The organism is Micromonospora sp. WMMA1923, from assembly GCF_049179195.1.
In the GTDB taxonomy this organism is placed as follows: Bacteria; Actinomycetota; Actinomycetes; order Mycobacteriales; family Micromonosporaceae; genus Micromonospora; species Micromonospora yangpuensis.
Window position 1 is genome coordinate 5,983,537 of the sequence record NZ_JBMHLZ010000001.1, and the last position, 25,890, is coordinate 6,009,426.

Here is a 25,890-nt window from a genome sequence, read left to right on the forward strand (position 1 = left end):
AGCGCTCCGGCGGGGCCCTCGGTAACCGGCGCGGCCACCCCGGACGAGGCTGCCGCGACCGGGCCCACCGAAAGCACGCCGGTACCGCCGGCAGCCCCGACGGCGCAGCCTGGCCCGGCGCAGCCTGGTCAGACGGTGCAGCCTGACCCGACGCAGTCCGGTCCGGCGCAGCCTGGCCCGACGACGCAGCCTGGCCCGGCGGTGCAGCCGGGGTCCGGAACGCAGTCTGGCCCGGCGGCCACCGACGAGCGCTGAGGCGGTGGACCCGGCCTTTCACGGCCAACCCGGATCCGGGGCCCGGTTCGACTGGGGACTGGCCGGGGCGGCCGAGCTGGGCCGGGTCTGCGCCGTGCTCGTGGTGGTGGACGTGCTCTCCTTCACCACCTCGGTGGAGATCGCGGTCGGTCGGGGCATGCGGGTGCACCCGTTCCCCTGGGGTGCCCAGGCTGCCGACTACGCCCGCCGGGTCGGCGCGGTGGCGGCGGTGGGCCGTAGCCGGACCACCCCGGACCACCCCTGGTCGCTCTCCCCGGCGGCGCTGAGCAGTGCGCCGGTCGTGGCCGACCTGGTGCTGCCGTCGGAGAACGGCTCGGCGATCAGCGCCGCCGCGAGCGCCACCGGCCGTCCGGTGGTCGCCGCCTGTCTCCGTAACGCAGCCGCCGTCGGACGCTGGCTGCACACCCAGGGGTACGGTTCCACGGATGCCCCGATCGGAGTCGTCGCCGCTGGTGAGCGGTGGCCGGACGGGTCACTGCGCCCCTCGGTGGAGGACCAGCTCGGGGCGGCCAGAGTGCTGGACGCCCTCTCCGACGTGCCGGGCGGGCTCTCCGTCGAGGCGGCCATGGCGCTGGCCGGTCTGGCGAGCACCCCGGACGTGCCGGCGGCCGTACGGGGCGGCGTCTCCGGCCGGGAACTCGCCGACCTCGGCTTCGCCGCCGACGTGACGGCCGCGGTGCAGCTCGACGTCTCGGAGGTGGTGCCGGTGCTGCGCCACGGGGTCTTCGTCCGCGTCTGAGCCGTCCCGCTCCGGTGCCTGGCGCGGTCCGCGCCTGGGTCGTCGCCCGCCGTACCGCGGTCGGTGCCGGAAAGCAGCGGGGGCTGCCCCGGCAACGCGGGACAGCCCCTGCTCAGATCACCTGCCGTCGGTCAGTCGTCCAGCCAGTCGAGCCGGCGACCACCACGCTCCGGCGGCGGTCCGTCCGGCCGCCCCCGGCCGGGCTGGTTCTGGTCACCGTAGTGGCCGCCGCCCTGCTGCTGGTCGTAGCTCTGCTGGTCGTACCCACCGTCGCGGGGCCGAGGCGGCTCCTGACCGTATCCGCCCTGCTGCTGGTACCCGCCACTCTGGTCGTACCCACCCTGCTGGTAGCCACCGGACTGGTCGTAGCCGCCCTGTTGCTGGTACCCGCCGGACTGGCCGTAGCCGCCCTGTTGACCGTAGCCCCCGCCCTGCTGGTAGCCGCCGGACTGGTCGTAGCCGCCCTGTTGCTGGTACCCGCCGGGCTGGCCGTAGCCGCCCTGTTGGCCGTAGCCACCGGTGGCATCGCCCTGGTCGCCGTAGCCGCCGGGAGCCTCACCGCGCTGGTCGTAGCCGCCGCCTGCGTAACCGCCGGATGCCTGCGGCCCGCCGTGCTGCTGGTCGTACCCGCCGCGTCGGTCGTCGTAGCCCTCGTAGCCCGGCTGACCGCCGTAGCCGCCGCTGGCCGGCTGGCCGCCGGTCGACTCCGGGGACCGCCCGTACGGCGAGGCCCCCGACTGACCGTAGCCCGGATCCGGGTCGGTGGCGGGCTGGTAGAGGCCGGTGGCGTACGGGTCGGCCGGCGGCGGGTAGGACGTGGTGCCCTCACCCTGGTAGCGGCCGGTCGGCTCGTCGTACCGCTCGCCGTAGCCGGCTCCGCCGGCCTGCGTCGGCGGGTACTCGGCGCCGCCGGGCGCCCCCGGATAGTCCCGACTCCCGTAACCCCCACCGGAGGCCGGCGCGTTGCCGTAACCGGCGCCGGAAGCGGGCGCGTTGCCGTAACCGGCGCCCGAGCCTGACGCGTTGCCGTAGCCGGCTCCGGAGGCCGGCGCGTTGCCGTAGCCGCCCTGACCCGGCGACTCGTCGCCGTAACCGCCGGCACCGGACCAACCCTGCTGGCCGGCGGTGTTGAAGGGCTGCGGCGGTGCGCCGTACGGGTCCGGCGGGACGTCGTCGACCACCGGCTGGTGCATCATCGTCGGCGCGTCACTGAGGGCAGCGCCGCCGACCATGGTCGGGTCGGGGCCGGCGTCGATCCGGTTCACCACCCGGGTCTGGTCGTCCGCGCCCCGGAACGTGCCCCGGGCGTTGGGGGTGGCACCGGCGGCGGCCGGCGCGTCCTCGTCGACCTCGGGCTCGTCGGCGTTCTCCCGACGCTTCATCCAGAGCAGCACGATGGTGCCCACCCCGATCGCGACGAACAGACCCCCCAGCAGGATCAGCAACCAGGAGCCCATGCCACCGGAGTCGTCCGCGGAGGACGCCGCCGGCTCCTGCTCGACCCCCTCGGCGCCCTCGGTGGGCTCCTCGTCGGGCTCCTCGGCCTCCACGGTCGGGGCCGGCTCCGCGGTTGGTGACGGGGTGGGGCTGGGGCTCTCCTCGACCCTGATCGGCAGGCTGATCCGCTGACCGGTGAGGCTCTGCCCGGCCCGGGCGCTGATCGTCTTGCGGGCGATCGCGGTCTCCCGGCTGGCGCCGAGCTGGAGCTGGCCGGGGGCGATCGGGTTCTGGGTGGAGCCGCTGAACCGGAAGTTGCCGTTGCCGTCGCTGGTGGTCTCGTGCCGCCGCCCGTTCGAGTCGAGCAGCAGGACGTTGGCGTTCGCCACCGCGTCGCCGTTGGCCTCCACGGTGACCTTGCCGGAGACCGCCCGGACGGTCTGTACCTCTTCCTGCGTGGGCTCCGGCTCCGGCGGTGGCGGCGTCTCCGTCTCCGGTCGGCCCTGCACCCGGACCTGGACGCGACCCTGACCACCACCGGTTTCGCTGCCCTGCGCGGCGACGGTCGCGTTGGCGTTGCCGTTCGGCGCGTTGCCAGCGGCCCGGAGCACCACCTGCTGGGTGGCCGCACCGCCGCCGAGGGTCACCTCGCCGCAGCCGTTGGCGCAGCTCACGCCGTTGGGTAGCCCGTTGACACTGATCGTGGCGGTCTCGCCGTCGTCACCACTGAGCTGCACGGTCAGGGTGGCCTGGCCGCCGGCCTGGAGGTTGACCGAGCCGGGTGACACGCTGACGTCGACCGCCATCGCCGGTGTGGCGGGGACGGCGACAAGGGCGCCGGTCACCAGCGCTACGACCACACCGGCCCGCTTCCAGGCACGTCGGTGTGTGGACACGTCCACCGCCTTCCGGTCTGACCTCCCCGGCCAGGGTGCCGGGGGCCGAGGATCATCACGGTACGAAATACGCCGTCGGCAACTATGCCTTGTCTGACCGGATCGGCGCGACCCAGGGCCAGCGTCGGGCCTTGGGTCGGGAGGCCGTATCGTCCCGTCGTGTCCTCTCCGAACCGTGGGTCTGACGCGCTGAGCAGCGCACTTGCCGCGCTCGATGCCGGTCGTACGCCCGAACGGCCGGTGTACCGTGAGGCGGTCCGTACCTTGTTGACCGCATTGGCGGATCGGGTGCCTGGCCGATCGGTGGAGGTGCGGGTCCCACCTTACGGTGCAGTTCAGTGCGTTTCCGGCCCACGACACACTCGTGGTGCGCCGCCGAACGTGGTGGAAATGGATCCGGCGACCTGGCTCGCGGTGGCCACCGGGCGACTGCCGTGGGCGGAGGCGGTGGCGCAGGGGCGGGTACGGATGAGCGGGGCGCGGGCGGACCTGTCCGGACATCTCCCGCTCTGACCAGGGGGCGCCACCCGAAAAGGGTGACTCCCCGCATCGGAATCATGACTTTCTGTATCGACTGTTGCTCGCGTACACTGTCAGGCGACGACAGTGGTCCCGGCCTCGGCGTGCGGAGTGCGGCAGGCCCGCAACCGCCTCGCCAGGCCAGTCCAGACCAGCATGAGGGAGCGGCAGGTGCCCCGAGGCGACGGCCGGCTGAGCCACGACCTTGACCCCCAGCGACCCGGCCCCCAGGACGCCTGTGGCGTCTTCGGAGTCTGGGCGCCCGGGGAAGAGGTGGCCAATCTCACCTATTTCGGGCTTTACGCATTGCAGCACCGTGGTCAGGAGGCCGCCGGCATAGCGGTCAGTGACGGCTCCGGTGTGGTGGTCTACAAGGATCTCGGTCTGGTCGCCCAGGTCTTCGACGAGCCCACCCTGGCCAGTCTGCGCGGACACGTGGCGATCGGGCACGCTCGCTACTCGACCACCGGCGCCTCCACCTGGGAGAACGCCCAACCGACGCTTCGGTCGACCAAGGCCGGCACCACCATCGCACTGGCCCACAACGGCAACCTGGTCAACACCGCCGAGCTGCAGCGCGACGTGCTGGAGCGGGGGATCGACTCGGACGGTGCCACCAACGACACCTCGTTGGTGACCATGCTGTTGGCCGGCCGTCCCGACCTCTCCGTCGAGGCCGCCGCGCTGGAGGTGCTGCCGCAGCTACGCGGCGCGTTCAGTTTCGTCTTCATGGACGAGTCGACCCTCTACGCCGCCCGCGACCCGCACGGGGTGCGCCCCCTGGTGCTCGGCCGGCTGGAGCGCGGCTGGGTGGTGGCGAGCGAGACCGCCGCCCTGGACATCGTCGGCGCGAGCGTGGTCCGGGAGGTGGAGCCGGGTGAGCTGATCGCGATCGACGCCGACGGCCTGCGCTCCGCGCGGTTCGCCGCCCCCGAGCCCAAGGGCTGTCTCTTCGAGTACGTCTACATCGCCCGCCCGGACGCCCACATCGCCGGGCGCAACGTGCACGCGGCCCGGGTGCAGATCGGTCGGCAGCTGGCCAAGGAGCACCCGGTCGAGGCCGACCTGGTCATCCCGGTGCCGGAGTCGGGCACCCCCGCGGCCATCGGGTACGCCGAGGCCTCCGGCATCACCTACGGTGCCGGCCTGGTGAAGAACCCGTACGTGGGGCGGACCTTCATCCAACCGTCGCAGACCCTGCGCCAGCTCGGCATCCGGCTCAAGCTCAACCCGCTGCGGGAGAACGTCCGCGGCAAGCGCCTGGTCGTGGTGGACGACTCGATCGTGCGCGGCAACACCCAGCGGGCGATCGTGCGGATGCTGCGCGAGGCCGGTGCGCTGGAGGTGCACGTCCGGATCTCCTCGCCGCCGGTCTCCTGGCCCTGCTTCTACGGCATCGACTTCGCCACCCGCGCCGAGTTGCTGGCCAACGGACTGGACAACGACGGCATCCGGCGCTCCATCGGCGCCGACACGCTGGGTTACGTATCGCTACCCGGTCTGATCGCGGCGACCGAGCAGCCGAAGACCCGGCTCTGCCGGGCGTGTTTCGATGGTGAGTACCCGATCGAGCTGCCGGCAGGGAACCAGATCGGCAAGCACCTGCTCGAAGGCATTGGGCGGCGGGTCGCGACCGCGCCACCGGACGCCCCGCACCACGCCACCGAAGAACTCGTCGCCACTCCCGGCGGCGCGACCGTACACCGCCCATAGCACCACCCGGCGCGACGCCGCGACGGCGACGGTGACCTCGGCCCGACCGGCCGGACCGCCACCAGCCCGGCACGCGAGAACCAAAAAGGGGAGAACCGTGACGCACGTGTCCGAGCGCAGCGGCGCAGGAAGCAGCCCGACCGGCGCTGGCGGCGACCGGCCCTGGACGGCAGGAAACGGCCGGTCCGGCCGCAAACGCACGGTCTCCTACGCGGATGCCGGGGTGTCCATCGAGGCGGGCGACCGGGCGGTCGAGTTGCTCAAGTCGAAGGTGCGCCAGACCCGGCGGCCCGAGGTGATGGGTGACCTGGGTGGCTTCGCCGGCCTGTTCCGGCTGGACACGTCGAAGTACCGGAACCCGATCCTGGCCTCCTCCACCGACGGGGTGGGCACCAAGCTGGTGATCGCCCAGCAGCTCGACATCCACGACACCGTCGGCATCGACCTGGTGGCGATGGTCGTGGACGACCTGGTGGCCTGCGGGGCCGAGCCGCTGTTCCTGCTCGACTACATCGCCACCGGTGAGGTGGTCCCGGACCGGGTCGCCGAGATCGGGGCCGGTATCGCCGACGGTTGCCGGTACGCCGGTTGTGCGCTGCTCGGTGGCGAGACCGCCGAGCACCCGGGTGTGCTGCGCCCGGACGAGTACGACATCTCCGCCACCGGCGTCGGGGTGGTGGAGGAGAGCGACATCCTCAGCCCGGAGCGGGTCGAGGTGGGCGACGTGGTGATCGCCATGCGCTCCTCGGGCCTGCACTCCAACGGGTACTCCCTGGTCCGGCACGTGCTGCTCGGCGCCGGCCGGATGCGGCTGGACGTGGTGATCGAGGACTTCGGTCGGCAGCGCACCCTCGGCGAGGAGCTGCTCACCCCGACCAAGATCTACGCCCAGGACTGCCTCAAGCTCATCGCCGAGGCCGAGGTGCGGGCCCTGGCCCACGTCACCGGCGGCGGCATCCCGGGCAACCTGGTCCGGGTCCTGCCGGAGCACGTGGACGCGGTCGTGCACCGCCCCACCTGGAAGCCCCAGCCCATCTTCGACCTGATCCAGACCAAGGGACGGATCGAGGACCCGGAGATGGAGGCCACCTTCAACATGGGTGTCGGCATGTTCGCGATCGTCTCGGCCGAGGACGCGGACCGCGCGTTGGCCACCCTGACGGGTCGGGGCGTCGACGCCTGGCAGGCCGGCGAGATCATCGAGGGCACCGGCGCCGTGCAGATGGTCGGCCACCACACCCGGGGATGATCCGCTCGCGGTGATCGTACGAGCACCTGATCGGGGGTTCACCCGAGTGGCCATCGCCGCCTAGCCTGAAGGGCACCCTCAGGTGCTCCGGAGGTGACGATGGCTGCTCGGGGACGCTCGTTCGGCGGCATGCGTGGGCTGGCCACGGTGCCGTCCTACGTCGTGATGCAGCCCACCACGCTCTGCAACCTCGACTGCGCCTACTGCTACCTTCCGTTGCGGGCGGCGGAGCGGCGGATGCCGGTGTCGGTGGCCGAGGCGGTGGCCGGGTCGGTCAACCCGTGGGCGGCGGACGGGCGCTTCTCCGTGGTGTGGCACGGTGGCGAGCCGCTGGCCGCCGGCCGGGAGCAGCTCGCCGCGCTGATCGCACCCTTCGGCGCGGCCGTCGAGCACCACGTGCAGACCAACGCCACGCTGATCGACGACGCCTGGTGCGAGTTCTTCGCCGAGCGGCAGATCCGGGTGAGCGTGAGCGTGGACGGGCCCCGGGAGCACAACGGGGAGCGGACGACCAGGGGCGGGCGGCCCGCGTACGACCGGATCCTGCGGGGGGTGGCGGCACTGCGCCGGCACGGGCTGCCGTTCTCGGCCCTGGCGGTGGTCAGCCGCCCCGCGCCCGGCCTCGCCACCGAGCTGTACGAGTACTTCCTCTCCCTCGGCTGTGACGTGCTCGGCATCAACATCGAGGAGACGGAGGGGGTCAACACCCGGACCAACGCCCACGATCCGGCGACGGTGACGTCGTTCTGGGCCGAGCTGGTCGCGGCCTGGCGGCGTGACCCCCGGATCCACCTGCGGGAGGTCGAGTGGTCGCTGCGGTACGTCGCGGCGACGCTGGACGGCGAGGCCGACGCGGTGCTGCCCCGCCGGCTCGACCCGATCCCCACGGTCGGCTACGACGGCTCGGTGACGGTGCTCTCGCCGGAGCTGGCCGGGTTCACCGACGCGAGGTACGGCGACTTCAGCAGCGGCAACGTGTTGCGTACCCCGTTGGTGGAGATCCTGGCGGCGGCCGAGCGGACGTCCTGGGTGGGTGAGTTCCTCACCGGGGTCGAGGCCTGCCGTTCGTCCTGCGCCTACTTCGGGTTCTGCGGTGGTGGCCACGCGGCCAACCGCTACTTCGAGCACGGGCGGTTCGACGGTACGGAGACCGAACACTGCCGCAACAGCAAGATCCGCCTACTGGATGGAGTGTTGGAGCATGCCCGAGACCACCAGGGACCGGCAGCCGGAACGCACCGGAGTCGAGCTGACGGGTCCGATCGCCGAGCGGGTCAGGGACGCCGCTGACGGCCTCACCGCACTGCTGCACGAGGCCGAGGCCGCGCGTCGACGCCGAGCGGAGGTGGCGGGTGACGACGGTGCCAGCGCGGTCTGTGCCTGGAACCACTTCGAGAACATCCCGACGTTCTACAACTGGAACAACCGCCCTCGCTGAGCGGTGCCGCCCCGGTGCCGGGGCCTGCTGGTCGAGCAGGCCCCCGCATCGGCGTCGGGTGTCTCACCGGCACATGCGTGAGCACGCGGGGCTCACCGCGTGCTCAGATGCGACCGGAGGTCAGCGGGGCGAACGGGCCCAAGGATCGGGGTCCTCGCCCGTGTGGTCTTCGTCATCGTCGTCGACATACTCTTTGTAGTCGTCGTCGAAGGTGTGATCCGACTTACCAGCACCCGCCAGTTCGCGCTGCAAGGCGGTGAGGTCGGTGTTCGGGGAGTGGTACTTCAACTCCCGGGCCACCTTCGTCTGCTTGGCCTTAGCACGGCCGCGCCCCATGGCTCGACCCCCTCGCACAGAATTCGGGGCAGCCCGAAGGCGGGCCCCGATGACGTTAGGCATCTCTCGTGGCTCTTACGGTACATGGGGATGCCAGTGTTCGGCACCTCGGGTCACCGGCGGCCGGATCAGCGCGTCGTAGTCGCCCGGCCGTCACCAACTGTACCCGGTAAGGAGCCCTCTCCTGGCCTGGCCGTGACACCGGGCGATCAGCACGATAAGGGTCGTACAGGCACGAAACGCCACGGCGCGGTTCGCCCGGGGAGCAGCCACGGTTCTCCCGAGGGCCGACCCCTGTCTCAGCGCAGGTGGATGCTGCGCAGTCGCCCCACCTCGGCCATCCGGCGCTCGGCGAGCCGGTCGGCCGCCACCGCCGGCGGCACACCCTCGGCGTCGGCGAGCCGCAGGATCTCCCGGGTGGTGTCGTAGATGCGGGTGGCACGGAGCTTGGCCCGGTCGAAGTTGAAGCCCTCGATCTCGTCCGCCACCTGGATCACCCCGCCGGCGTTGACCACGTAGTCGGGCGCGTAGAGGATGCCCCGCTCGGCGAGGAGCTTCTCGATCCCCGGGTGGGCGAGCTGGTTGTTCGCCGCACCGGCGATCACCTTCGCCCGCAGCGCCGGGACGGTGTCGTCGTCCAGGGCGCCGCCCAGCGCGCAGGGGGCGTACACGTCGATGTCGGCGGCGACCAGCGCGGCGGCGTCGTCGACCAGCGTCACCTGCGGATGGGTGCGACGCGCCCAGTCGAGGGCACGCGGGCTGACGTCGGTGGCCACCACCTCGGCCCCGTCGTCGAGCAGGTGGCCGGTGAGGTGCCGGCCGACCTTGCCCAGCCCGGCCACCCCGACCCGCCGCCCGCGCAGCGTCGGATCGCCCCAGACGTGCTCGGCGGCGGCCCGCATGCCCTGGAACACCCCCCAGGCGGTGAGGACCGAGGAGTCGCCGGCGCCGCCGTGCTCCACGCTGCGGCCGGTGACGTACCGGGTCTCCCGGGCGACCACGTCCATGTCGGCGACGTACGTGCCGACGTCGCAGGCGGTGTAGTAGCGCCCGGCCAACGACTCGACGAACCGACCGTAGGCGCGCAGCAGCGCCTCGCTCTTGACCCGATCCGGATCACCCCAGATAACCGCTTTGCCGCCGCCCAGGTCCAGGCCGGCAAGAGCGTTCTTGTACGCCATGCCGCGCGAGAGGTCGAGCACGTCGGCCAGCGCGGCCTGCTCGCTGGCGTACGGGTAGAAGCGGGTGCCGCCCAGCGCGGGACCCAGCGCGGTGGAGTAGATCCCGATGATCGCCCGCAGTCCGCTCTGCGTGTCCTGGCAGAACACGACCTGCTCGTGACCGGTGGATCCGGGGTCGTCGGTGCTCGCGAATACGCCCATGGCTTGCTCCTGGTGTCACTGTTGCGTCCTCGTGGGACGCGGACCTGGTGGACACCGGCGGGGGTGCTGCCGGTGCTGACGAGCCTAATATCGGCCGACGACGTCGTGCCGTCCGTGTCACCGGTGGTCCGGGCGCTGACGTCGGCCAGAACCGTTTCGTGGGAGGATCGCGCCGTGCCGTCGCTCTTCGCTTCGTACCTGCGGGTGTACGAGCCGCTGACCGCCTTCGACCGGGACCGTCAGTCGTTCTGGCGGCGTTACGTCTCCGAGGGGCGGGCGGTCGCCCCGCTGGACGGACCGGTCCGGCAGCGGACGGCGGTGATCGAGGCGCTCGGCGCGGGCTGGACCCGGCTGCCCGACCTGCCGGACGAGGCGTACGTGCTGGAGACCGACGAGACGCTGTTGGTCTGTCCCTGGAACCTGCGGATCCGGGTCGCTGAGGCGGCCCTGAGCGCCCGGGACGGCGTGCCCCCGGTGCTCGCCGACGCCTTCGTGCCGCCGGTGCTGGCCGGTCAGGCCAAGGCGGTGGTCGAGGACTGGCGCAGCGGCGCCCGGGTGCTGGAGCACGGGGTGCCCCGGGTGCACGAGCAGATCGCCACCTGGGGGGTGCCACTGCGGTGGTTCGTCCTCTTCGACGCGGCGGAGCGCAGGCAGGTGACGGCGCCGGACCGGCGGGCCCTGCGGTACCGGACCGACATCGCCAAGTCCCGCCGCCGGGCGTCCCGGGCGCTGGCGGTGCTGCGCAAGACGGTGGGGGACGTGCCGATCACCGAGGCGGTCGAGGAGGCCGCCCGATGGTTGGAGGAGTTCCACCCGCGTTCGGTGGTCGAGCTGGACTACGGCGGCCTGGTGGACCTGCTCTCGGACGAGACGCTGACCACCGACGACTCCGCCGAACTGGTCGCGGCGGGCCTCACCGGGCTCTCCAACGGCGAGGCCGAGGAGGCGTCGGCGGCGTACGACCAGTTGGTTGCCCGGTGGCGGGCGGTGCAGCTGCTGGAAAGGTGCAATTAGCGCAAAACGGCGTCGGGAGCGCTCCCAAGATGGGGGAAGCTCGTAGCTGACGCATCACGAACCGTGATTATGAGTCCGAATAAGATACTTTCTGCCGTGTAAAAGTCGTATAAATCGGGCATGGTTCATCCGTCCGTCTAGGGACCTTCGGCCGTTCGGCCCATGTCGGACATCGGGGACTAGCCGGACCATGGGAGACGCGTCGACCGGCGGGACCCCGGCCGATGTCTATACACGTGGAGGAGTGACCGATGGCATCGCGAACGCATGAACCAGAGCCGCTGCTCACACCGGCCGAGGTGGCGTCGATGTTCCGTGTCGACCCGAAGACGGTGACCCGGTGGGCCAAGGCAGGCAAGCTCAGTGCCATCCGGACACTCGGAGGCCACCGCCGCTACCGTGAGTCGGAGGTTCGAGCCCTGTTGCAGGGGCAGATCCCCCAGCAGCGGCAGGGCGACTGAACGGGGTAGTTCCACGAGAGTTCTGCTCAGGGGCAGCGGATGACGATCCGCCGCCCCTGATCCGTGTCCGGCCCGGACTGGCCCGGACCAGTTCGGGCCGCTCTCGCCTCGGGCCGGGCCGTGACTATCGTCACTCGGCGAGCGTGATCCGGATGCCCACCGTGCCGTTCTCCCCCCGCCGTAGCCGGCTGCCGAGCAGGGTGAGCCGGCCGAGCAGCTGGTACTTCCGCTTGAGCAGTTGCCGTACCCGTCGGGTGTCGGCGGGGTCGCAGAGGCTGGCCCGACCGGGCGTCTCGGGCCCGTGCGGGCGGCCCCGGACGTCGCAGGGCGCGACGGTGACCGCGCCGCTGCGCCGGATCCGCTTCACCTTGCCCGAGTCGGCCACCGTCCAGACCGCCAACGTGTCGCCGTCCTGGACCGCCCAGACCGGCGTCGGCACCGCCCGGCCGTCCTTGCGAAACGTGGTCAGCAGCACGTACTTCTCCGCCGCCAGGCGGTCCAGGTCGGTCATGCCGCCAGGGTACGGCCCCGTCGGGCGCTCCGAAGCCCGGTTAACAGGAAGGTGGACCGCGTGATTCCGGTGACCGAACAGCCACGGGCCGGCGACGCGTACGGCGAACTGCTGCGGGACGCCCTCGCGGTGGCCACCGGGATCGGGCCCCGGCCGTTGGTGGGTGGTCGACTGCCCCGCCCGGTCATCGAGATCATCGAACGGGACGACGGGCTGATCAACGGCGCACCCGCCGCGCACTACCTGGACGAGCCGGCGGACTGGCAGCCGTACGACCACCGGGCGGTGGACCGGGTAGTCGGTGCGACCCTGGACATCGGCACCGGCGCCGGCCGGATCGCCCTGCTGCTGCAGGAGCGGGGCGTGCCGGTGACCGGGCTGGACACCTCGTTGGGCGCGCTGCGGGTCAGCCGCCGGCGCGGGGTGCGCGACCTGGTCCACGCGACGGTGGACGAGCACGTCGCCGACGGTCGGCGGTACGACACGTTCCTGCTGCTCGGCAACAACCTGGGGCTGATCGAGGGGCGGGACCGGGCCCCCGCCTTCCTGGCCGCGCTCGCCGCGCTGGCCCGGCCCGGCGCGCAGGTCATCGCGCACGGCACCGACCCGTACGGGACCCGGGACCCGGTGCACACCGGCTACCACGAGCGCAACCGGCGCCGGGGCCGGCTCGGCGGGCAGCTCCGGCTCCGGCTGCGCTACCGCGAGCTGGCCACCGACTGGTTCGACTACCTGTGCTGCTCGACCGAGGAGCTGGCCGAGCTGGTGCACGGCTCACCCTGGCAGCTGGTGGACGTCGACGACCGGGACGCCCCCTACTACCTGGCCACCCTCCGACTGAGTGGCTGAGCACCGCCGACCCGACCGCTGACCCCCAGCCCGCCGGGCGACCCGATCGGATGCCGGCCACGAGGACCGCGATGGCCGGGATGGCCGGGGGACGGCCGTGAATGCCGCAACGACCGGCCTCAGCGGTCGCCCACCGGGCCCGGGTGCCCGGGAGGTTCCCGGGGGTGCCGGAGCCCGGCGGGGTCGTCCTGACGGCGGTGCTCAGCGCTCCACAGCGGTGCTCAGCACTCGACGGTGGTGCCTCAGAGCTCGACGGTGGGCGGAAGCTGCTCCGGCGGGAGACCGCCGTCGCCGTCGACCACCTCGTCCGGGGTGCCGTCCTCGTCGAGGTCCACCATGGTCACGTCGACCTTGCCGTCACCGTCGGTGTCGAACTGGAACAGGTCGGCCTTGCCGTCACCGTCGGTGTCCACCACCCAGACGTCGGTCTGCCCGTCGTTGTTGGTGTCCGCGCGCAGCAGCTCGATGCGCTCGTCGCCACGGGTCTCCACGGTCTCGGTGCTCCCCGTGGCCACCGCGGCCTCCGTGTCCGGCGTGCTCGGCAGAATCTCCGGTGCCTGGCTCATCGACTTGTTCCTTCCCTTGGTTGACCGCCGTCTGTACCCGATCCGGTCCGTCCCCACGCCTGCCGGGCCCGTCATCATGCCCGACCGGGACCGTCGGCAGGTCCGCTGGGTTCACCGGCTGTGTCCGTCGGCCGTACCCGTCAGCCCTGCCCGTCGGCCCCGGGCATGCCGGGCCGGTCGGCGCTGCATAGGGTCGCGGCATGAGCGAGTGGAGCGAGCGGCCGGACCCGGGTGACCCCCGTGGTGGCACCGGCGATCGTTGTGTCGTGGTCGGGGCCGGCACGATGGGCCTCGGCATCGCGTACGTGGCGGCTGGGGCCGGCTACCTGGTCGAACTGGTCGAGGTGGACCCCGACCGGGCCCAGGCGGCCGGAAAGCGACTGGCCGACCTCTGGGACCGGGCGGTGGGGCGCGGCCGGCTGACCGCCGAGGAGGCCGCCGCGAACCGGCGACGGCTCACCCTGGTCGGCGGGTTGGCCGAGGTAGCCGCGGAACCGGCCGTGGTCGTCGAGGCCGTACCGGAGCGGTTGGAGCTCAAACGGGCCGTACTGCGCCAGGCCGCCACGCTGCGCCCGGCGCTGCTGGGCAGCAACACCTCCAGCATCCCGATCGCCGAGCTGGCGGCCGGGCTGGACCGCCCGGAGCGCTTCCTCGGGCTGCACTTCTTCAACCCGGTCTGGGCGATGGCGCTGCTGGAGGTCGTGGTCGGCCCGGCCACCGCCGAGCAGACCACCGCGGCGGGTGTCGCGCTCGCCCGTCGGCTCGGCAAGGACCCCGTCGTGGTACGCGACCTGCCCGGCTTCGCCACCTCACGGCTGGGCGTGACGCTCGGCCTGGAGGCGATCCGTATGCTCGCCGACGGGGTGGCCAGCGCGGCCGACATCGACAAGGCGATGGTGCTGGGCTACCGGCATCCCGTCGGTCCGCTGGAGCTCACCGACCTGGTCGGACTGGACGTCCGGCTGGACATCGCCCACACGCTCCAGGCCGCGTACGGCGACCGGTTCGCCCCGCCGCCGCTGCTGGAGGAGTTGGTGGCCGCGGGCCGGCTGGGCAAGAAGTCGGGGCACGGCTTCTACCGCTGGGTCGACGGGTCGAAGGTGGACTCCCCGGACGGGGAGCCGACCCGATGAGCGGTGGACTGCGGGTCACCGAACACCCGGACCGGTTGGTGGTGACGCTGGACCGGCCGGAGAAGCGCAACGCCATCGACGCCGACCTGATCGCCGCGCTGCACGAGGTCTGCGCCGAGTTGGAGGCCCGCCCGCGGCTGCTGCTGCTCACCGGGGGTACCGAGGGCATCTTCGCCGGCGGGGCGGACATCGGCCAGCTGCGGGACCGGGGTCGGCTGGACGCGCTCGCGGCGATCAACTCCGCGGCCTTCGCCCGGGTCCGGGCCCTGCCCATGCCGACCGTGGCGGCCGTGGACGGGCCGGCGCTGGGCGGCGGCGCCGAACTGGCGTACTCGTGTGATCTTCGAGTGTGCACGGACCGGGCGGTCTTCGGTCAGCCGGAGGTCCGACTGGGGATCCTGGCCGGTGCCGGCGCGACCCACCGGTTGCCGGCGTTGATCGGCGAGGCCCGGGCCAAGGAACTGCTCTTCACCGGCCGGCGGGTGGACGCCGCCGAGGCGCTGCGGATCGGCCTGGTCAACCGGGTGGTGGTCGAGCCCGGCGAGCTGCTGGACGTCGCCCACGGGCTGCTCGACGAGATAGCCAAGGGATCGCCCCTGGCGCTGCGGCTGACCAAGCTGGCGGTGGACGCCCCACCGGCCGCCCATCCGCACCTGGACCTGGTCAGTCAGGCGGTCCTTTTCTCCGACGAGGAGAAGCACCGCCGGATGACCGAGTTCCTGGAGCGGGGCCGCACCCGCCGCCCGGCGGACTGACCCCGGCGGTTCAGCGACGGCGCGCCGCACCCGGTGGGGTGCGGCGCGGCGGGTCAGCGGTGCAGCCGCACCCCGGCGTCGTCGAGGGCCCGGATCAGCGGGGCCGACTCACCGAAGCCGATGATCAGCACGGCCTCCGCCTGGTAGTCCCTGATCTCCTGGGCGGCGGAGCCGAAGTCGACAGGCGGGGCCTCGGGGCTGTCCGGCGGCTGATAGGTGATCAGCTTGACCCGGTCGTCACCGATGCCGGCCCGCTCCAGCTCGGCCTGGACGTACCCCTGCAGGCCCTCGCCGTAGGAGTCCTTGCGGGCCAGCAGCACGATCCGGCGCGGGCCGTCGCGCAGGATCACGTCGGCCAGCGCCCGACCCTGGAGGCTGTCCGGTGGGGCGGTACGGAAGTAGAGCCCCTGATCGTCCACCTTGCTCAGGCTGGCGTCGGTGTTGGAGGGGGAGAAGAGGATCCGGCCGGCGGCGACCACGTCCGGCAGCACCTCCCGGGAGATCCCCGAGGCGCCGGCGCCGATGATGACGTGCACCCCCTCGGCGACGTGCGACGCCACGGTGGCCTTGGCCACGGTCGGGTTGGTGCCGTCGTCGCCGTCGATCCACATTATCGGCTCGCCGAGCACCCCGCCGGCCTGGTTGATCTCCCTGAGCGCCAGCGCGGAACCCGCGGCCAGCGGCGGGTACGCCAGAGCCAGGTCACCGGTACGCGGCAGCAGGCCGCCCAGGACCAGCGGGGCACCGGAGTCCCGGAGCACCGCCGGAGTCTGCTTGCGCGCCCGCGGCGGTGCCTTGGTGCTCGCGTTCGACTCGTCACCGGCACCGACGAACTCGGTCTTGCCGTCGTCGATCTTCTGGTCGTCGAAGTGCAGCGTGGCGTAGCTGGCGGTGGCCGGCTCACCGGTGTCGGTGAAACCGGCCCGGTTCAGCGACACGCCCCGGTACTCGATGTCCTGACCGTCGCGGGCCAACTCCAGGCACTTCGCGACGTCCTCGCAGCGTTGCCCGCCGTTGGTGACGCCGACGATCTGCTTGGCGATCGCGGCCGGTTCGGTGCTGCCGGCGAGCTGGGCGGCCAACGCGCTGATCACCACGGCGTCGTACGACTCCGCGGCGTACAGGAAGTCGGTGAGCTTCGGGTCGACCGCGCGGAGCCGGTTGGTGAAGCTCTCCGGCAGCCGGGTCAGCGGGGTCGTGCCCTTCATGCCGTCGACCAGGTCGGCCCGGTCCTTCAACTCCGCGGCGAAGGAGTTCTGCATGTTGCCGTCGCTCCCGTAGAGGCGCACCGGTCGGGTGTCCGCCTCTTCGGGCTCGTCCGTCCCGCACGCGCTGGTGGCGAGCAGGAGCGCCGCGGTCACCGCCAGTGCGGCGGCGCGCGGGACTCGGGTACCGAGCATGGTCGTCCTTCCTGCGGGAAAGGTCCGCTGCGCACCTTAGCGTGCTGTCGGAGCAGGTGGGTGTCAGGAGCCGGATCAATTGACCGCCACGCACCGCCGGGCACCGAACGTCACCGGGTCACTGTGCAGCGTGAGCGACTTGACCTATCCTCCTACTGTGCGGCGAGTGACGGACCTATCACAGCAGCTGGTCGACGATGCCACCGCCATTCTCGACTCGGCGCTGGACGGCGACGGGGTCGGGGTGGCGCAGGCGTTCGACACGGTCGTCGACCGATCCGGGCTGGCCGGTGCCTACGAGGTGGCCTGGTGCCTGGCCGCCACGATGGTCGGGGACGGCCCGCGCGGCTCGGGTGCCGCGCTCGACTTCCCCGGCATCGACCAGGCCGGGTACGACACCCGCTGGGTCGCCCGGTTCGTCAGTGCGTACGCCAACCACGACCAGGACGCCGGCGAGGCCCTGTTCGGCGCGGCGGTGGCCGACGGTCAGCTGCCGGACTGCCTGGCCACCCTGGCCGGGTCGACGGTGGCCACGCTGCGCAGCCGCGCTCAGTAGGCGTGGTGGGCGGTCAGCGGCTCGTACTCGTAGCGTTGGGTCACGAAACGGACCTTGAAGTTGACCCCGTCGCGCACGTTGGTGGCCACCACCACCCAGCCGGACTTGGCGGGCAGGTAGGTCCAGTAGTTGCACTTGCCGGTCTGGTCGATGAAGATCACGCAGGCGTCGACCGCGAACGGGCTGGCGTTGCGGACGTTGATGTCCCGGCAACGGGTGCTGGTCCGGTACGGCCCGGCGTCGCCTCCCGAGCCGGCGCGTTCGAAGTACGACCGGACTGAGCCGCCGTAGCAGCTGGCCGTGGTGCCGAACTGGTTCTGCGGCGCGGCTTCGGCCGGGGTGCCGAGGGCGGCCACCGACACCGCGACCGTCGTGGCCAGCACCCGGGCGATCTTGACTGACATACCCACCTCCAACTGCTCGATCCGACCGTCCGCAATGGACGGATGATGCATCGCGATGATGGTACGCGTCGATGGATGCCCTGTCGCCCCCAGCCGTCCCCGGCCGGTGTGGTAGCTCTGTTCACATGCCGGAGGCCATGCTCAGCAAGATCCGCAAGCTGTTGGCCAAGGCCGAGGACCCGGCCTGCACCGCCGCCGAGTCCGCCGCGTTCACCGCCAAGGCCACCGAACTGATCGCCCGGTACGGCGTCGATCAGGCCCTGCTCGCTGCCCGTGACCCGGGCGTCGACCCGGTCGGTGACCGGGTGGTGGACGTCCCGGCCCCGTACGCCCGGGACAAGGCCGGCCTGTTGGCCGCGGTCGCCGATCCGCTGCGCTGCCGCTGCGTACGTCGCCGGGACGGCGCCGGGTACCAGCTGCACCTGTTCGGCTTCGCCAGCGACCTGGCGCGGGTCGATCTGCTCTTCACCTCGCTGCTGGTGCAGGCCGCACACGGCCTGGCCGGGGCGATCGTGCCGGCAGGCGAACAGCCGGCCGCGTTCCGCCGGTCCTGGCTGGCCGGCTTCGCCCAGGTGATCGGTGAGCGGCTACGCCAGGCCGAAGCGGGGGCGGCCACCCGCATCGACGGCCCCTCGTACGCCCTGGTGCTTGCCGACCGGTCGGACCGGGTGCAGCGGCGGGTCGCCGAGGTCTATCCCCGGCTCCGGACCGCGCCACCCCGACGGCTGGTCGGCCGGGGGTTCGGCTCCGGAGTCGAGGCCGGTCACCGGGCCGACCTGGGCGGCACCGCCATCCCCACCCCGTCGCCACCGAACCCCGCTCTGCCCGCCTGAGCCGCCCTGGTGGGCGCGGGGCGGGGTCAGGCGAGCGAGGCGCGGTAACGGGTGAGCAGCTCGTGCCAGCCGGCGGTGAGGGCCTCCCGGTAGCCCTCGGCCGCCGCGCCGTGCCTGTCGAAGTGCCGGTGCTCCACCGTCACCCGGGTCTGCCCCGGGCCGTCCGGCTGGAACCACACCTCCACCTCGCTGGCCGTGGCCGGATCGGGCAGCGGTGCCCGGTCCGGCCCGATCTGCCAGGTGAAGACCAGCCGGTGTGGTGGATCCCAGGTGAGAACTCGTCCCCAGTCGGCCCGGAAACCGTGCGGGCCGATCTCGTAGAGCATGCCGCCGGCCCGGGGCTCGACGCCCAGCTCGACCAGGGCCACCGGGCCGGACCAGGTGTACTCCCGGACCCACCAGCCGGCCAGGCCGCCGGTGAAGCCCGCGAATGCCTCCTCCGGGGGGACCGGGACCACGAGACTGCTGCGTAGCGAGAACCGCGCGCTCTCCTGCCGGACGTTTGTGCTCCCCTGTCCCATAGGCCCGGACCATACCCCCTGGTAACACCCCCCGCAGCCCGCCGAAGTGTGTCGTCGGCGCATTGGTCCAGTGAGGTGGTGCTGGCCGGGGCGGGCCGAGAATCGCCGGCTACCTCAGCCCTTGAGGAGGCCCAAGGTCGCGCCAGCCACTCTGAGGCCGATCTGCGTCCGGGTTGCCCAACGGCTCATGTCCGGGCGGGTTCGAGAAGCCGGGGCCGACCGCACCGGCGCTGCGTGTGTCCGGGAAAAGGAAAATCCTCACCGGCGTTTCCGCAGGTGAGGATTCCTGTAGCCCGGCGAAAGGCTATGTGGCCAGGGGCGGGGTCGAACCGCCGACCTTCCGATTTTCAGTCGGACGCTCGTACCAACTGAGCTACCTGGCCGTATCTTCGGCTCATCGTACCCGTAGTGGGGCACCTGGGCCGATACGCAGAACGCCGCGCGAAGAGCGCGGCGTCGGCGCTGCGGTCCTGACGGGACTTGAACCCGCGACCTCCGCCTTGACAGGGCGGCGAGCACTCCAACTGCTCCACAGGACCTCATGTGTTGCCTCCGGCCGGAGCCGGATCGTGCCCCCAACGGGATTCGAACCCGTGCTACCGCCTTGAAAGGGCGGCGTCCTGGGCCGCTAGACGATGAGGGCGGCCCCGCCATCATTGCACACTCGCAACTTCAAGCGGACTTGCTCCCATCCGGCCCCGCCGGAGGCTTCGAAAGCATACGTGATGCTCGGCCGCTCGACCAAACCGGTAGGGCGCTGGGCGCTGTGTCCCGGGAAGTGCCAGGTCAGCGCGCCTTCGTGATGCCGTACCGGTCTTTGATCTCGGTGATCAGCCGGGGGCAGGCGGTGACGGTGGCGGTGCGGTCCCCGCCTCCGTCGTGCAGCAGGACGACCGCGCCGGGGCGAACCGCCTTGTGGACCCGCTTGGTGAGGGTGGCGGCGGTGGGCTTGGCCCAGTCCTGCGGGTCGACGGTCCAGTGCAGCGACCGCATGTCGAGCTGCTTGGCGACCGCCACCACCTCGGCGGTCCACCGGCCGCCCGGCTGGCGGTAGAACGGGATCTTCGCGTCCGGCACGGCCGCCCTGATCGCCTTGTTCGTCCGCTTCAGGTCGGCCCGGATGGCGGCCAGCGGGCGGCGTCCCAGGTCCATGTCGTGCTGCCAACTGTGGTTGCAGAGCTGGTGGCCCTCGCGGGCGATCCGGGCCACCAGCTCCGGGTGGCGGCGGGCCCGGGTGCCGACCACGCAGAAGGTGGCCTTCACCTTGGCCTCGCGCAGCTGGTCCAGGATCCGGGGGGTGTAGACCGGGTCCGGCCCGTCGTCGAAGGTCAGCGCGACACCGCGTACCCCGGTGGTCTTGCGCAGGCCGGCGGGGAGCGCGGTGGGACGGGGCCGTACCGGTGGTGGCGGTGGCGGTGAGGTGCGGGTCGGGCTCGGGGTGGCGGCGGGTGTGGGGACGGGCCCGGTGGTGGCTTCGGGAGTGGGCGACGGTGCGGACGACCAGGCGGGCGCGGCACCGGGTTCGGTTCTGCTGTCGGGCTCGCCGCAGCCGGTGACGAGCAGCAGCAGGCCGAGGCCGACGGCGAGAGGGATGCGGGCGTTCAACGTTCGCTCCCGGGGATGGCGGGGGTGGCGGACGCTCAGACGCTAGTCGAGGCCGCCAACCTCCGGCACCGCCGGTCGGTAGGCCCTGGCGGTGACCGTTCCGGGCGCTGCCCGCACCGCTGGTCAGTCCGCCGTCGACTGTTCCAGGGAGTCCCGTACGGCGCTGGCGAGCGAGACCGCCTCGGCCAGGTCGATCGGGCGGACCACCCCGGCGGGCAGCGTGTCGGCCCGCCAACCCGGCCCGGCGGCCAGCACCAGCAACGGTCGGCGGGGCACCGCGAGCAGGGCGGTGAGCTGGCGCGGGTCGGCGGTGGCCCGGGTGTGCGACCAGACCACCACGCCGGCCGGGCCGGTGCGGTTGACCGCCTCCACCAGCGCCGCCGGGGGCACCCGGGCACCGAGCATCCGGTACGCCACCCCGGCCTCGCTGAGCGCGGCGGCCAGCGCCTCCAGCGGCAGGGTGTGCTGTTCCTCGTCGGCGCAGGAGAGCAGGATCCGGGCCGGCCCGGTGACCGTGCCGGCCCGGACGACCGTGGCGAAGGACTCCGAGACGCAGCGGGAGACCAGGTGTTCCACGTCGATCAACCCGGCGGTGGCGGCGTGCCGCTCACCGATGCCGGCCAGTACCGGTCGCAGCAGCCCCTCCCAGGTGGCGATCACCCCGTTGGCGGCCAGCGACTGGGTGATCGCCAGACTGATCGCCACCGGGTCCAGCCGCATGGCGGCGCGGGCCAGGCCACGGGCGGCCGGCCCGGCCCGGCCGACCGGGATCGCGGTGCCACCACCGTCGCGGCGCAGGCGCGGCTGGCCACCGTTGACGTGCTGGCCCGGCTCGGGTGCCTGCCGGGCCCAGCGGGCCGCCTCGGCCGGACTGACCCCCTCGTTGGTCAGCCGGCGCATGATCTCCAGACGGGCCAGGTCGTCCGGGGTGTACCGGCGGTGGTGCCCCGGCACGTGGTGGCTGGGCCCGAGCCCGTACCGCTGGTGCCAGGTGCGCAACGTGGTGACCGCGACCCCCAGCCGACGGGCCACCGCGCCCGCGCTCAGCGCCTCATCGGCCACCCGACGGCTCCGTGGGCCGGAGCAGCCGGTCGAGCACGCCGCCCAGCCAGGGCGCGTACGACCGGGGGTCGACGTCCAGGTCGGCCGCGACGGTTGCCGGGTCCGCCCAACGCAGCTCGGCCACCTCGGCCGGGTCCGGTCGGGGCGTCACCTCCGCCGGCAGGCTGCCCCGCAGCACGTGGTCGTACTCGAACTCGACCCGGCCGGTGAGCGGGTCCTCGGCGTAGTAGACGTACACGCCGATCTCGGTCAGCTCGACCGGCTCGACGCCCAGCTCCTCGCCGAGCCGGCGGTTGGCGGCCTCGACAAGTGACTCACCCGGCAGTGGGTGGCCGCAGCAGGAGTTCGCCCAGCGCAACGGAAAACGGGTCTTGACCTCGGCGCGGCGTTGCAGCAGCACCTGTCCGGCCGGATCGGTCAGCAGCACCGAGAAGGCCCGGTGCAGCCGGCCCGGCGGCTCGTGGGCGGTCGACACGGTCTCCTCGCCGATCGCCTGGCCGGCGTCGTCGACCAGCTCGACCAGGTGTCCCTCCCGGGACGTCATGAGGCACCTCCGGTGACGCGGGCGGCAGCCAGTTTGCCGGAGATGAGCACCATCGGCACACCGACACCGGGCTGGGTACCCGATCCTACGAAGACCACGTTGGACAGTGTGCGGTGCAGGTTGGACGGGCGGAACGGCCCGGTCTGGAAGAGGCTGTGCGCGGCGGCGAACGGGGTGCCGGCGGCCATGCCCTGCTCCGCCCACTGGGCCGGGGTGATCGCCCGGAGCACCTCGACGCCGTCACCGAAGCCGACGTACCCGCGCTGTTCCAGGGTGCCGATCAGCTGGTCGGAGTAGCGGCGGGTGAGGTCGCCGGGCCAGTCGAAGGGGGCCTTCTCCAGGTTCGGCACCGGGGCGAGCACGTAGTAGGTGTGCCCGCCGGCCGGTGCGACCGACGGGTCGGTCCGGCTCGGGTTGGTGACCAGCAGGGACGGGTCGCTCATCAGCTCACCGCGCCGGATCACCTCGTCGAAGGTGCCCTTCCAGGGCCGACCGAAGTGGATGTTGTGGTGGGCGATCTTCCGGTAGCCCTGTCGGGAGCCGACGTGCAGCACCACGCAGGAGGGCGAGTAGGTGAGCCGGCGGGTGCGGGTCGGCGGTAGCAGGTCGCGGTAGGCCACCGGCAGGTCGGGGTTGAGCACCACCACGTCGGCCGGGATGAACTCGCCGTCGGCGGTGGTCACGCCGGTGGCCCGGCCGTGGGCGGTCTCCACCCGGGTCACCGTGGTGTCGTACCGGAACTGGACGCCGTGCTTCTCGGCGGCGCCGGCCATGCCCCGGGAGACCGCGTGGATGCCGCCGCGCGGGAAGTAGACCCCGGCCACCGAGTCCAGGTACGCGATGACCGTGTAGATGGCCAGCGCGTCGTGTGGTGCCAGTCCGGCGTACATCGCCTGGAAGGAGAAGATCCGCTGGGTACGGGGGTCCCGGAAGAACTGGTTGATCTTGGTCTGGAGTCGGCGGAACGCGCCCGAGGCGAGCAGCTTCAGCAGGTTGCCGGTGAGCAGGTCGGTCGGGGCGTCCAGGTTGCGCTCGATGAAGTCGGCCCGCTCCAACTGCCACAGCCGCCGGGCGTAGTCGACGAACCGCAGGTAGCCGTCGGCCTCCCGGGGACCACACACCCGGGAGATCTCGGCGGCCATCCGGGTGGTGTCGGTGATCACGTCCAGCGTGGAGCCGTCCGGGTAGTACGCCCGGTACGCCGGGTCCAGCGGCATCAGCTCGACCCAGTCGGAGAGCTGCTCACCCACCGCGTCGAGGGCCTCGGCTATCAGGTCCGGCATGGTGAGCACGGTCGGACCGGTGTCGAACTCGTACCCGTCGACGCTGAGCCGCCCGGCCCGCCCGCCCGGCACCGGTTCCCGCTCGACCACGGTCACCTGCCGGCCACTGCCGGCCAGGTGCAGCGCACAGGCCAACCCACCCAGACCGGCGCCGACGACCACCACCCGGTCCGTCCGTCCGTTCACCGTCCGCACGCCGCCCACCTCCTGGAAAGACTGCTCATCATGCCTGCCGCCGGGTGGCGGCCGTGGCCAGACCGACAAGCGCGGTACGCGCCGTCTCGTCGATCGGTGCGAGGTCCAGCGCGGCCAGCGCCTCGGACACCCGGTCGGCGATCATCTGCTCGATCCGGTCCACCGCCCCGGTGGTGGCCACCACCTCGGCGAGGTCGGCGATCTCCCGCTCGTCGGTGGCACCACCGGCGCGGTCCAGGGCCTGCCGCTGCGCCGGATCGGCGGCCTGGCGGGCCAACATCAGCAGCGCGGTGGGCTTACCGGTGCGCAGGTCGTCACCGGCCGGCTTGCCGGTCCGCGCCGGGTCACCGTAGACGCCGAGCAGGTCGTCGCGGAGCTGGAACGCCTCGCCCACGGCCAGGCCGTAGCGGGTGTACGCGACACCCAGCGGCTCGTCCGGGCCGACACCGGCCAGGCAGGCCCCGAAGAGCATCGGCCGTTGCACGGTGTAGCTGGCGGTCTTGTACCGGGCCACCCGCAGCGCCCGGTCCACCGACCAGTTCGCCGCGTCGCTCTCACCGAGCACGTCGAGGTACTGCCCCGCGATCGTCTCGACCCGCATCTGGTCGTAGCAGCGTCGCACGTCGAGCAGCCGGTCCGCGCCGACGGCGGCCCGCGCGAGCAACCGGTCGGCCCAGACCAGGCAGAGGTCACCGACGAGCACCGCGACCGAGTCGCCGAACCGGTCGGGGTCGCCGCGCCGACCGGCGGCGACGTGCTGCGCGGCCAGCGCCCGGTGGGCGGTCGGCCGCCCCCGGCGGGTCGCCGAGGCGTCCATCACGTCGTCGTGGACCAGGGCGAAGGTGTGCAGCAGCTCCAGGGCGGCCAGCGCGGGCAGCACCGCCGGCAGCGGAGTGTCCCCGCCGGCCACGCCGCGCCAGCCCCAGTAGGCGAAGGTCGGACGGACCCGCTTGCCGCCGGAGAGCACGCACTCCCGCGCGGTCGCCGCGAAGCCGCCCATGGCTGCGTCGATAGCCCGCAGCGATTCGACCTCGTCGGAGAGGAAGGCGGCCAGGGTGTGGTCCACCGCCTCGACCAGGTCCCGCGTGTACGCGGCGAGCACCGCGCCCACCGGATCGTCGCCCTCGGTCGGCCGGTCCGCCGTCAGGCGGAGGTCATTTTCCGCTACTGCGTCGTTGGCCATGTGGACGAGCGTACCCTAGGGTTACGAGTTGCGTCGATTGGTGCGTCGAATTCGAGGGAGGGCCACGGTGGACATCGACCTCACCGCTGCCTATGACCGCTGTCGTGAGCTGCACAGACGGCATGGCCGCACCTACTATCTCGCCACCCGCCTGCTGCCCGCATGGAAACGGCGGCATGTGCACGCCCTGTACGGCTTCACCAGGTACGCCGACGAGATCGTCGACCGCACCGAGGACCTGCCCCCGGCCGAGCGGGCCGCCCGCCTCGACGACTGGGCCGGCCGGTTCCTCGCCGGACTGCACGGCGAGCCGGTCGACGACCCGCTGCTGCCCGCCGTGCTGCACACCATCGCCGTCTTCGACCTGGACCGGGACGACTTTGCGTCGTTTCTCAAGAGCATGGCGATGGACCTGACCGTCACCTCGTACCGCACCTACGACGCCCTGCTCGACTACATGGAGGGCTCGGCGGCGGTGATCGGCACCATGATGCTGCCGATCCTGGGCAGCTCCGATCCGGCGGCGGCCCGCGAGCCGGCCCGCCAGCTCGGCTTCGCCTTCCAGCTCACCAACTTCATCCGGGACGTCGGCGAGGACCTGGACCGGGGGCGCACCTACCTGCCCGACGAGGACCTGGCCGCCTTCGGCGTCACCCGCGACGACCTGCTCGCCGCCCGCGACCGGGGTGCCGGCACCGAGGCGATCCGCGAACTGATCCGGTACGAGGTACGCCGGGCCCAGGCGCACTACGTGGCCGCCGCCGACGGGATCACCCTGCTCGACCCCGCCTCACAGGCCTGCATGCGCACCGCCTACGCCCTCTACGGCGGCATCCTCGACGAGGTGGCCGGCCAGGACCACGACGTCTTCGTCCGGCGGGCCACCGTGCCGCAGCGTCGCCGGATGTCGGTGGCCGCCCGTTCCCTGCTCACCCCCACCGGCACCCCCGTGGTGGTCCCCGGCCCCGACCTGGCCGGGCCGCTGGCCGAGGCGGACGCCGTGCCGGCACCCCGACCGGTGGGCGGCTGA

27 protein-coding genes and 3 tRNA genes are annotated in these 25,890 nt (G+C 72.4%); 14 read left to right on the forward strand and 16 right to left on the reverse strand.

Annotation, left to right across the window (positions count from 1 at the left end):
• Positions 1 to 259 precede the first annotated feature (259 nt).
• Positions 260 to 1,015 (forward strand): 2-phosphosulfolactate phosphatase, encoded by a 756-nt coding sequence (locus ACN28G_RS27205; protein ID WP_091433040.1) that lies wholly within the window; start codon positions 260 to 262, stop codon positions 1,013 to 1,015.
• Positions 1,016 to 1,146: 131 nt separating this feature from the next.
• On the opposite strand, the gene ACN28G_RS27210 is transcribed toward ACN28G_RS27205, so the two are convergent.
• Positions 1,147 to 3,348 carry a carboxypeptidase regulatory-like domain-containing protein gene (locus tag ACN28G_RS27210; RefSeq protein WP_421480646.1) on the reverse strand — a complete coding sequence of 734 codons (2,202 nt, stop codon included), beginning with the start codon at positions 3,346 to 3,348 and terminating at the stop codon, positions 1,147 to 1,149.
• Between the two features lie 159 nt (positions 3,349 to 3,507).
• Here ACN28G_RS27210 and ACN28G_RS27215 point away from each other — a divergent pair, with 159 nt between their 5' ends.
• The 5 genes from ACN28G_RS27215 to amcA all read left to right on the forward strand — a co-directional run bounded on the left by ACN28G_RS27215 (position 3,508) and on the right by amcA (position 8,267).
• The gene (locus ACN28G_RS27215; protein WP_175440409.1) at positions 3,508 to 3,861 is read left to right on the forward strand and encodes a sterol carrier family protein; all 354 of its coding nucleotides are present in this window, start codon (positions 3,508 to 3,510) and stop codon (positions 3,859 to 3,861) included.
• Positions 3,862 to 4,038: 177 nt separating this feature from the next.
• Positions 4,039 to 5,580: an amidophosphoribosyltransferase gene (gene purF / locus ACN28G_RS27220; protein WP_091445741.1), complete on the forward strand. Its 1,542-nt coding sequence runs from the start codon at positions 4,039 to 4,041 to the stop codon at positions 5,578 to 5,580.
• Between the two features lie 97 nt (positions 5,581 to 5,677).
• Complete coding sequence (purM, locus tag ACN28G_RS27225; RefSeq protein WP_091433046.1) at positions 5,678 to 6,829, forward strand: phosphoribosylformylglycinamidine cyclo-ligase; 1,152 nt, start codon at positions 5,678 to 5,680, stop codon at positions 6,827 to 6,829.
• Between the two features lie 129 nt (positions 6,830 to 6,958).
• Positions 6,959 to 8,119, forward strand: a complete 1,161-nt coding sequence (amcB, locus tag ACN28G_RS27230; protein ID WP_305778285.1) for a cyclophane-forming radical SAM peptide maturase AmcB — start codon at positions 6,959 to 6,961, stop codon at positions 8,117 to 8,119.
• Positions 8,031 to 8,267, forward strand: a complete 237-nt coding sequence (gene amcA / locus ACN28G_RS27235; RefSeq protein WP_091433049.1) for a multiple cyclophane-containing RiPP AmcA — start codon at positions 8,031 to 8,033, stop codon at positions 8,265 to 8,267. Before amcB ends, amcA begins: the two co-directional genes overlap by 89 nt.
• Positions 8,268 to 8,387: 120 nt before the next feature.
• Here the strand turns inward: amcA and ACN28G_RS27240 are convergent, their stop codons facing one another.
• Together ACN28G_RS27240 and ACN28G_RS27245 are read right to left on the reverse strand one after the other, a co-directional pair.
• Complete coding sequence (locus ACN28G_RS27240) at positions 8,388 to 8,603, reverse strand: DUF3073 domain-containing protein (RefSeq protein ID WP_091433054.1); 216 nt, start codon at positions 8,601 to 8,603, stop codon at positions 8,388 to 8,390.
• 299 nt (positions 8,604 to 8,902) lie between these two features.
• Positions 8,903 to 9,985, reverse strand: coding sequence for a Glu/Leu/Phe/Val family dehydrogenase (locus ACN28G_RS27245; protein WP_091433058.1), 1,083 nt, complete (start codon positions 9,983 to 9,985; stop codon positions 8,903 to 8,905).
• Between the two features lie 174 nt (positions 9,986 to 10,159).
• On the opposite strand from ACN28G_RS27245, the gene ACN28G_RS27250 reads away from it, so the two are divergent.
• Positions 10,160 to 10,999: a hypothetical protein gene (locus ACN28G_RS27250; RefSeq protein WP_421480647.1), complete on the forward strand. Its 840-nt coding sequence runs from the start codon at positions 10,160 to 10,162 to the stop codon at positions 10,997 to 10,999.
• A 251-nt stretch (positions 11,000 to 11,250) separates the two neighbouring features.
• Complete coding sequence (locus ACN28G_RS27255; protein ID WP_007073996.1) at positions 11,251 to 11,460, forward strand: BldC family transcriptional regulator; 210 nt, start codon at positions 11,251 to 11,253, stop codon at positions 11,458 to 11,460.
• Positions 11,461 to 11,590: 130 nt separating this feature from the next.
• Here ACN28G_RS27255 and ACN28G_RS27260 read toward each other — a convergent pair whose 3' ends face one another.
• The gene (locus ACN28G_RS27260; protein WP_091433064.1) at positions 11,591 to 11,971 is read right to left on the reverse strand and encodes a PPOX class F420-dependent oxidoreductase; all 381 of its coding nucleotides are present in this window, start codon (positions 11,969 to 11,971) and stop codon (positions 11,591 to 11,593) included.
• A 69-nt stretch (positions 11,972 to 12,040) separates the two neighbouring features.
• On the opposite strand from ACN28G_RS27260, the gene ACN28G_RS27265 reads away from it, so the two are divergent.
• Entirely contained in the window at positions 12,041 to 12,820 is a 780-nt protein-coding gene (locus ACN28G_RS27265; protein WP_421480986.1) for a class I SAM-dependent methyltransferase, read from the forward strand.
• Between the two features lie 242 nt (positions 12,821 to 13,062).
• Here the strand turns inward: ACN28G_RS27265 and ACN28G_RS27270 are convergent, their stop codons facing one another.
• Positions 13,063 to 13,386, reverse strand: coding sequence for a hypothetical protein (locus tag ACN28G_RS27270; protein ID WP_308472687.1), 324 nt, complete (start codon positions 13,384 to 13,386; stop codon positions 13,063 to 13,065).
• 200 nt (positions 13,387 to 13,586) lie between these two features.
• On the opposite strand from ACN28G_RS27270, the gene ACN28G_RS27275 reads away from it, so the two are divergent.
• Both ACN28G_RS27275 and ACN28G_RS27280 read left to right on the forward strand, forming a co-directional pair.
• Positions 13,587 to 14,519, forward strand: coding sequence for a 3-hydroxyacyl-CoA dehydrogenase family protein (locus ACN28G_RS27275; protein ID WP_091433067.1), 933 nt, complete (start codon positions 13,587 to 13,589; stop codon positions 14,517 to 14,519).
• Positions 14,516 to 15,274, forward strand: a complete 759-nt coding sequence (locus tag ACN28G_RS27280) for an enoyl-CoA hydratase/isomerase family protein (protein WP_091433069.1) — start codon at positions 14,516 to 14,518, stop codon at positions 15,272 to 15,274. Before ACN28G_RS27275 ends, ACN28G_RS27280 begins: the two co-directional genes overlap by 4 nt.
• 53 nt (positions 15,275 to 15,327) lie before the next feature.
• Here the strand turns inward: ACN28G_RS27280 and ACN28G_RS27285 are convergent, their stop codons facing one another.
• Positions 15,328 to 16,674: an ABC transporter substrate-binding protein gene (locus ACN28G_RS27285; RefSeq protein WP_421480648.1), complete on the reverse strand. Its 1,347-nt coding sequence runs from the start codon at positions 16,672 to 16,674 to the stop codon at positions 15,328 to 15,330.
• Between the two features lie 166 nt (positions 16,675 to 16,840).
• On the opposite strand from ACN28G_RS27285, the gene ACN28G_RS27290 reads away from it, so the two are divergent.
• Entirely contained in the window at positions 16,841 to 17,230 is a 390-nt protein-coding gene (locus ACN28G_RS27290; RefSeq protein ID WP_091433075.1) for a hypothetical protein, read from the forward strand.
• On the opposite strand, the gene ACN28G_RS27295 is transcribed toward ACN28G_RS27290, so the two are convergent.
• Positions 17,224 to 17,685, reverse strand: a complete 462-nt coding sequence (locus ACN28G_RS27295; RefSeq protein WP_091433078.1) for a hypothetical protein — start codon at positions 17,683 to 17,685, stop codon at positions 17,224 to 17,226. The two genes, ACN28G_RS27290 and ACN28G_RS27295, sit on opposite strands and share 7 nt — an antisense overlap.
• A 74-nt stretch (positions 17,686 to 17,759) precedes the next feature.
• Here ACN28G_RS27295 and ACN28G_RS27300 point away from each other — a divergent pair, with 74 nt between their 5' ends.
• Positions 17,760 to 18,467 carry a DUF2786 domain-containing protein gene (locus tag ACN28G_RS27300; protein ID WP_091433080.1) on the forward strand — a complete coding sequence of 236 codons (708 nt, stop codon included), beginning with the start codon at positions 17,760 to 17,762 and terminating at the stop codon, positions 18,465 to 18,467.
• A 26-nt stretch (positions 18,468 to 18,493) separates the two neighbouring features.
• Here ACN28G_RS27300 and ACN28G_RS27305 read toward each other — a convergent pair whose 3' ends face one another.
• The 9 genes from ACN28G_RS27305 to ACN28G_RS27345 form a co-directional block, all read right to left on the reverse strand.
• Entirely contained in the window at positions 18,494 to 18,988 is a 495-nt protein-coding gene (locus ACN28G_RS27305; RefSeq protein WP_091433083.1) for an SRPBCC family protein, read from the reverse strand.
• Between the two features lie 309 nt (positions 18,989 to 19,297).
• Positions 19,298 to 19,371, reverse strand: a tRNA-Phe gene (locus ACN28G_RS27310).
• A gap of 82 nt (positions 19,372 to 19,453) precedes the next feature.
• Positions 19,454 to 19,527: transfer RNA gene (locus ACN28G_RS27315), tRNA-Asp, on the reverse strand.
• A gap of 31 nt (positions 19,528 to 19,558) precedes the next feature.
• Positions 19,559 to 19,631, reverse strand: a tRNA-Glu gene (locus ACN28G_RS27320).
• A gap of 143 nt (positions 19,632 to 19,774) precedes the next feature.
• The gene (locus ACN28G_RS27325; protein ID WP_091433087.1) at positions 19,775 to 20,593 is read right to left on the reverse strand and encodes a polysaccharide deacetylase family protein; all 819 of its coding nucleotides are present in this window, start codon (positions 20,591 to 20,593) and stop codon (positions 19,775 to 19,777) included.
• Positions 20,594 to 20,716: 123 nt separating this feature from the next.
• Positions 20,717 to 21,655 carry a MerR family transcriptional regulator gene (locus ACN28G_RS27330; RefSeq protein WP_421480649.1) on the reverse strand — a complete coding sequence of 313 codons (939 nt, stop codon included), beginning with the start codon at positions 21,653 to 21,655 and terminating at the stop codon, positions 20,717 to 20,719.
• Positions 21,645 to 22,199: an isopentenyl-diphosphate Delta-isomerase gene (gene idi, locus ACN28G_RS27335; protein WP_421480650.1), complete on the reverse strand. Its 555-nt coding sequence runs from the start codon at positions 22,197 to 22,199 to the stop codon at positions 21,645 to 21,647. Before idi ends, ACN28G_RS27330 begins: the two co-directional genes overlap by 11 nt.
• On the reverse strand, positions 22,196 to 23,677 hold the full coding sequence (crtI, locus tag ACN28G_RS27340) for a phytoene desaturase family protein (RefSeq protein ID WP_421480651.1): 1,482 nt from the start codon (positions 23,675 to 23,677) through the stop codon (positions 22,196 to 22,198). The genes idi and crtI overlap by 4 nt, the downstream gene beginning before the upstream one ends.
• A 28-nt stretch (positions 23,678 to 23,705) precedes the next feature.
• Complete coding sequence (locus ACN28G_RS27345) at positions 23,706 to 24,860, reverse strand: polyprenyl synthetase family protein (RefSeq protein ID WP_421480652.1); 1,155 nt, start codon at positions 24,858 to 24,860, stop codon at positions 23,706 to 23,708.
• 67 nt (positions 24,861 to 24,927) lie between these two features.
• On the opposite strand from ACN28G_RS27345, the gene ACN28G_RS27350 reads away from it, so the two are divergent.
• The gene (locus ACN28G_RS27350) at positions 24,928 to 25,890 is read left to right on the forward strand and encodes a phytoene/squalene synthase family protein (protein WP_091433102.1); all 963 of its coding nucleotides are present in this window, start codon (positions 24,928 to 24,930) and stop codon (positions 25,888 to 25,890) included.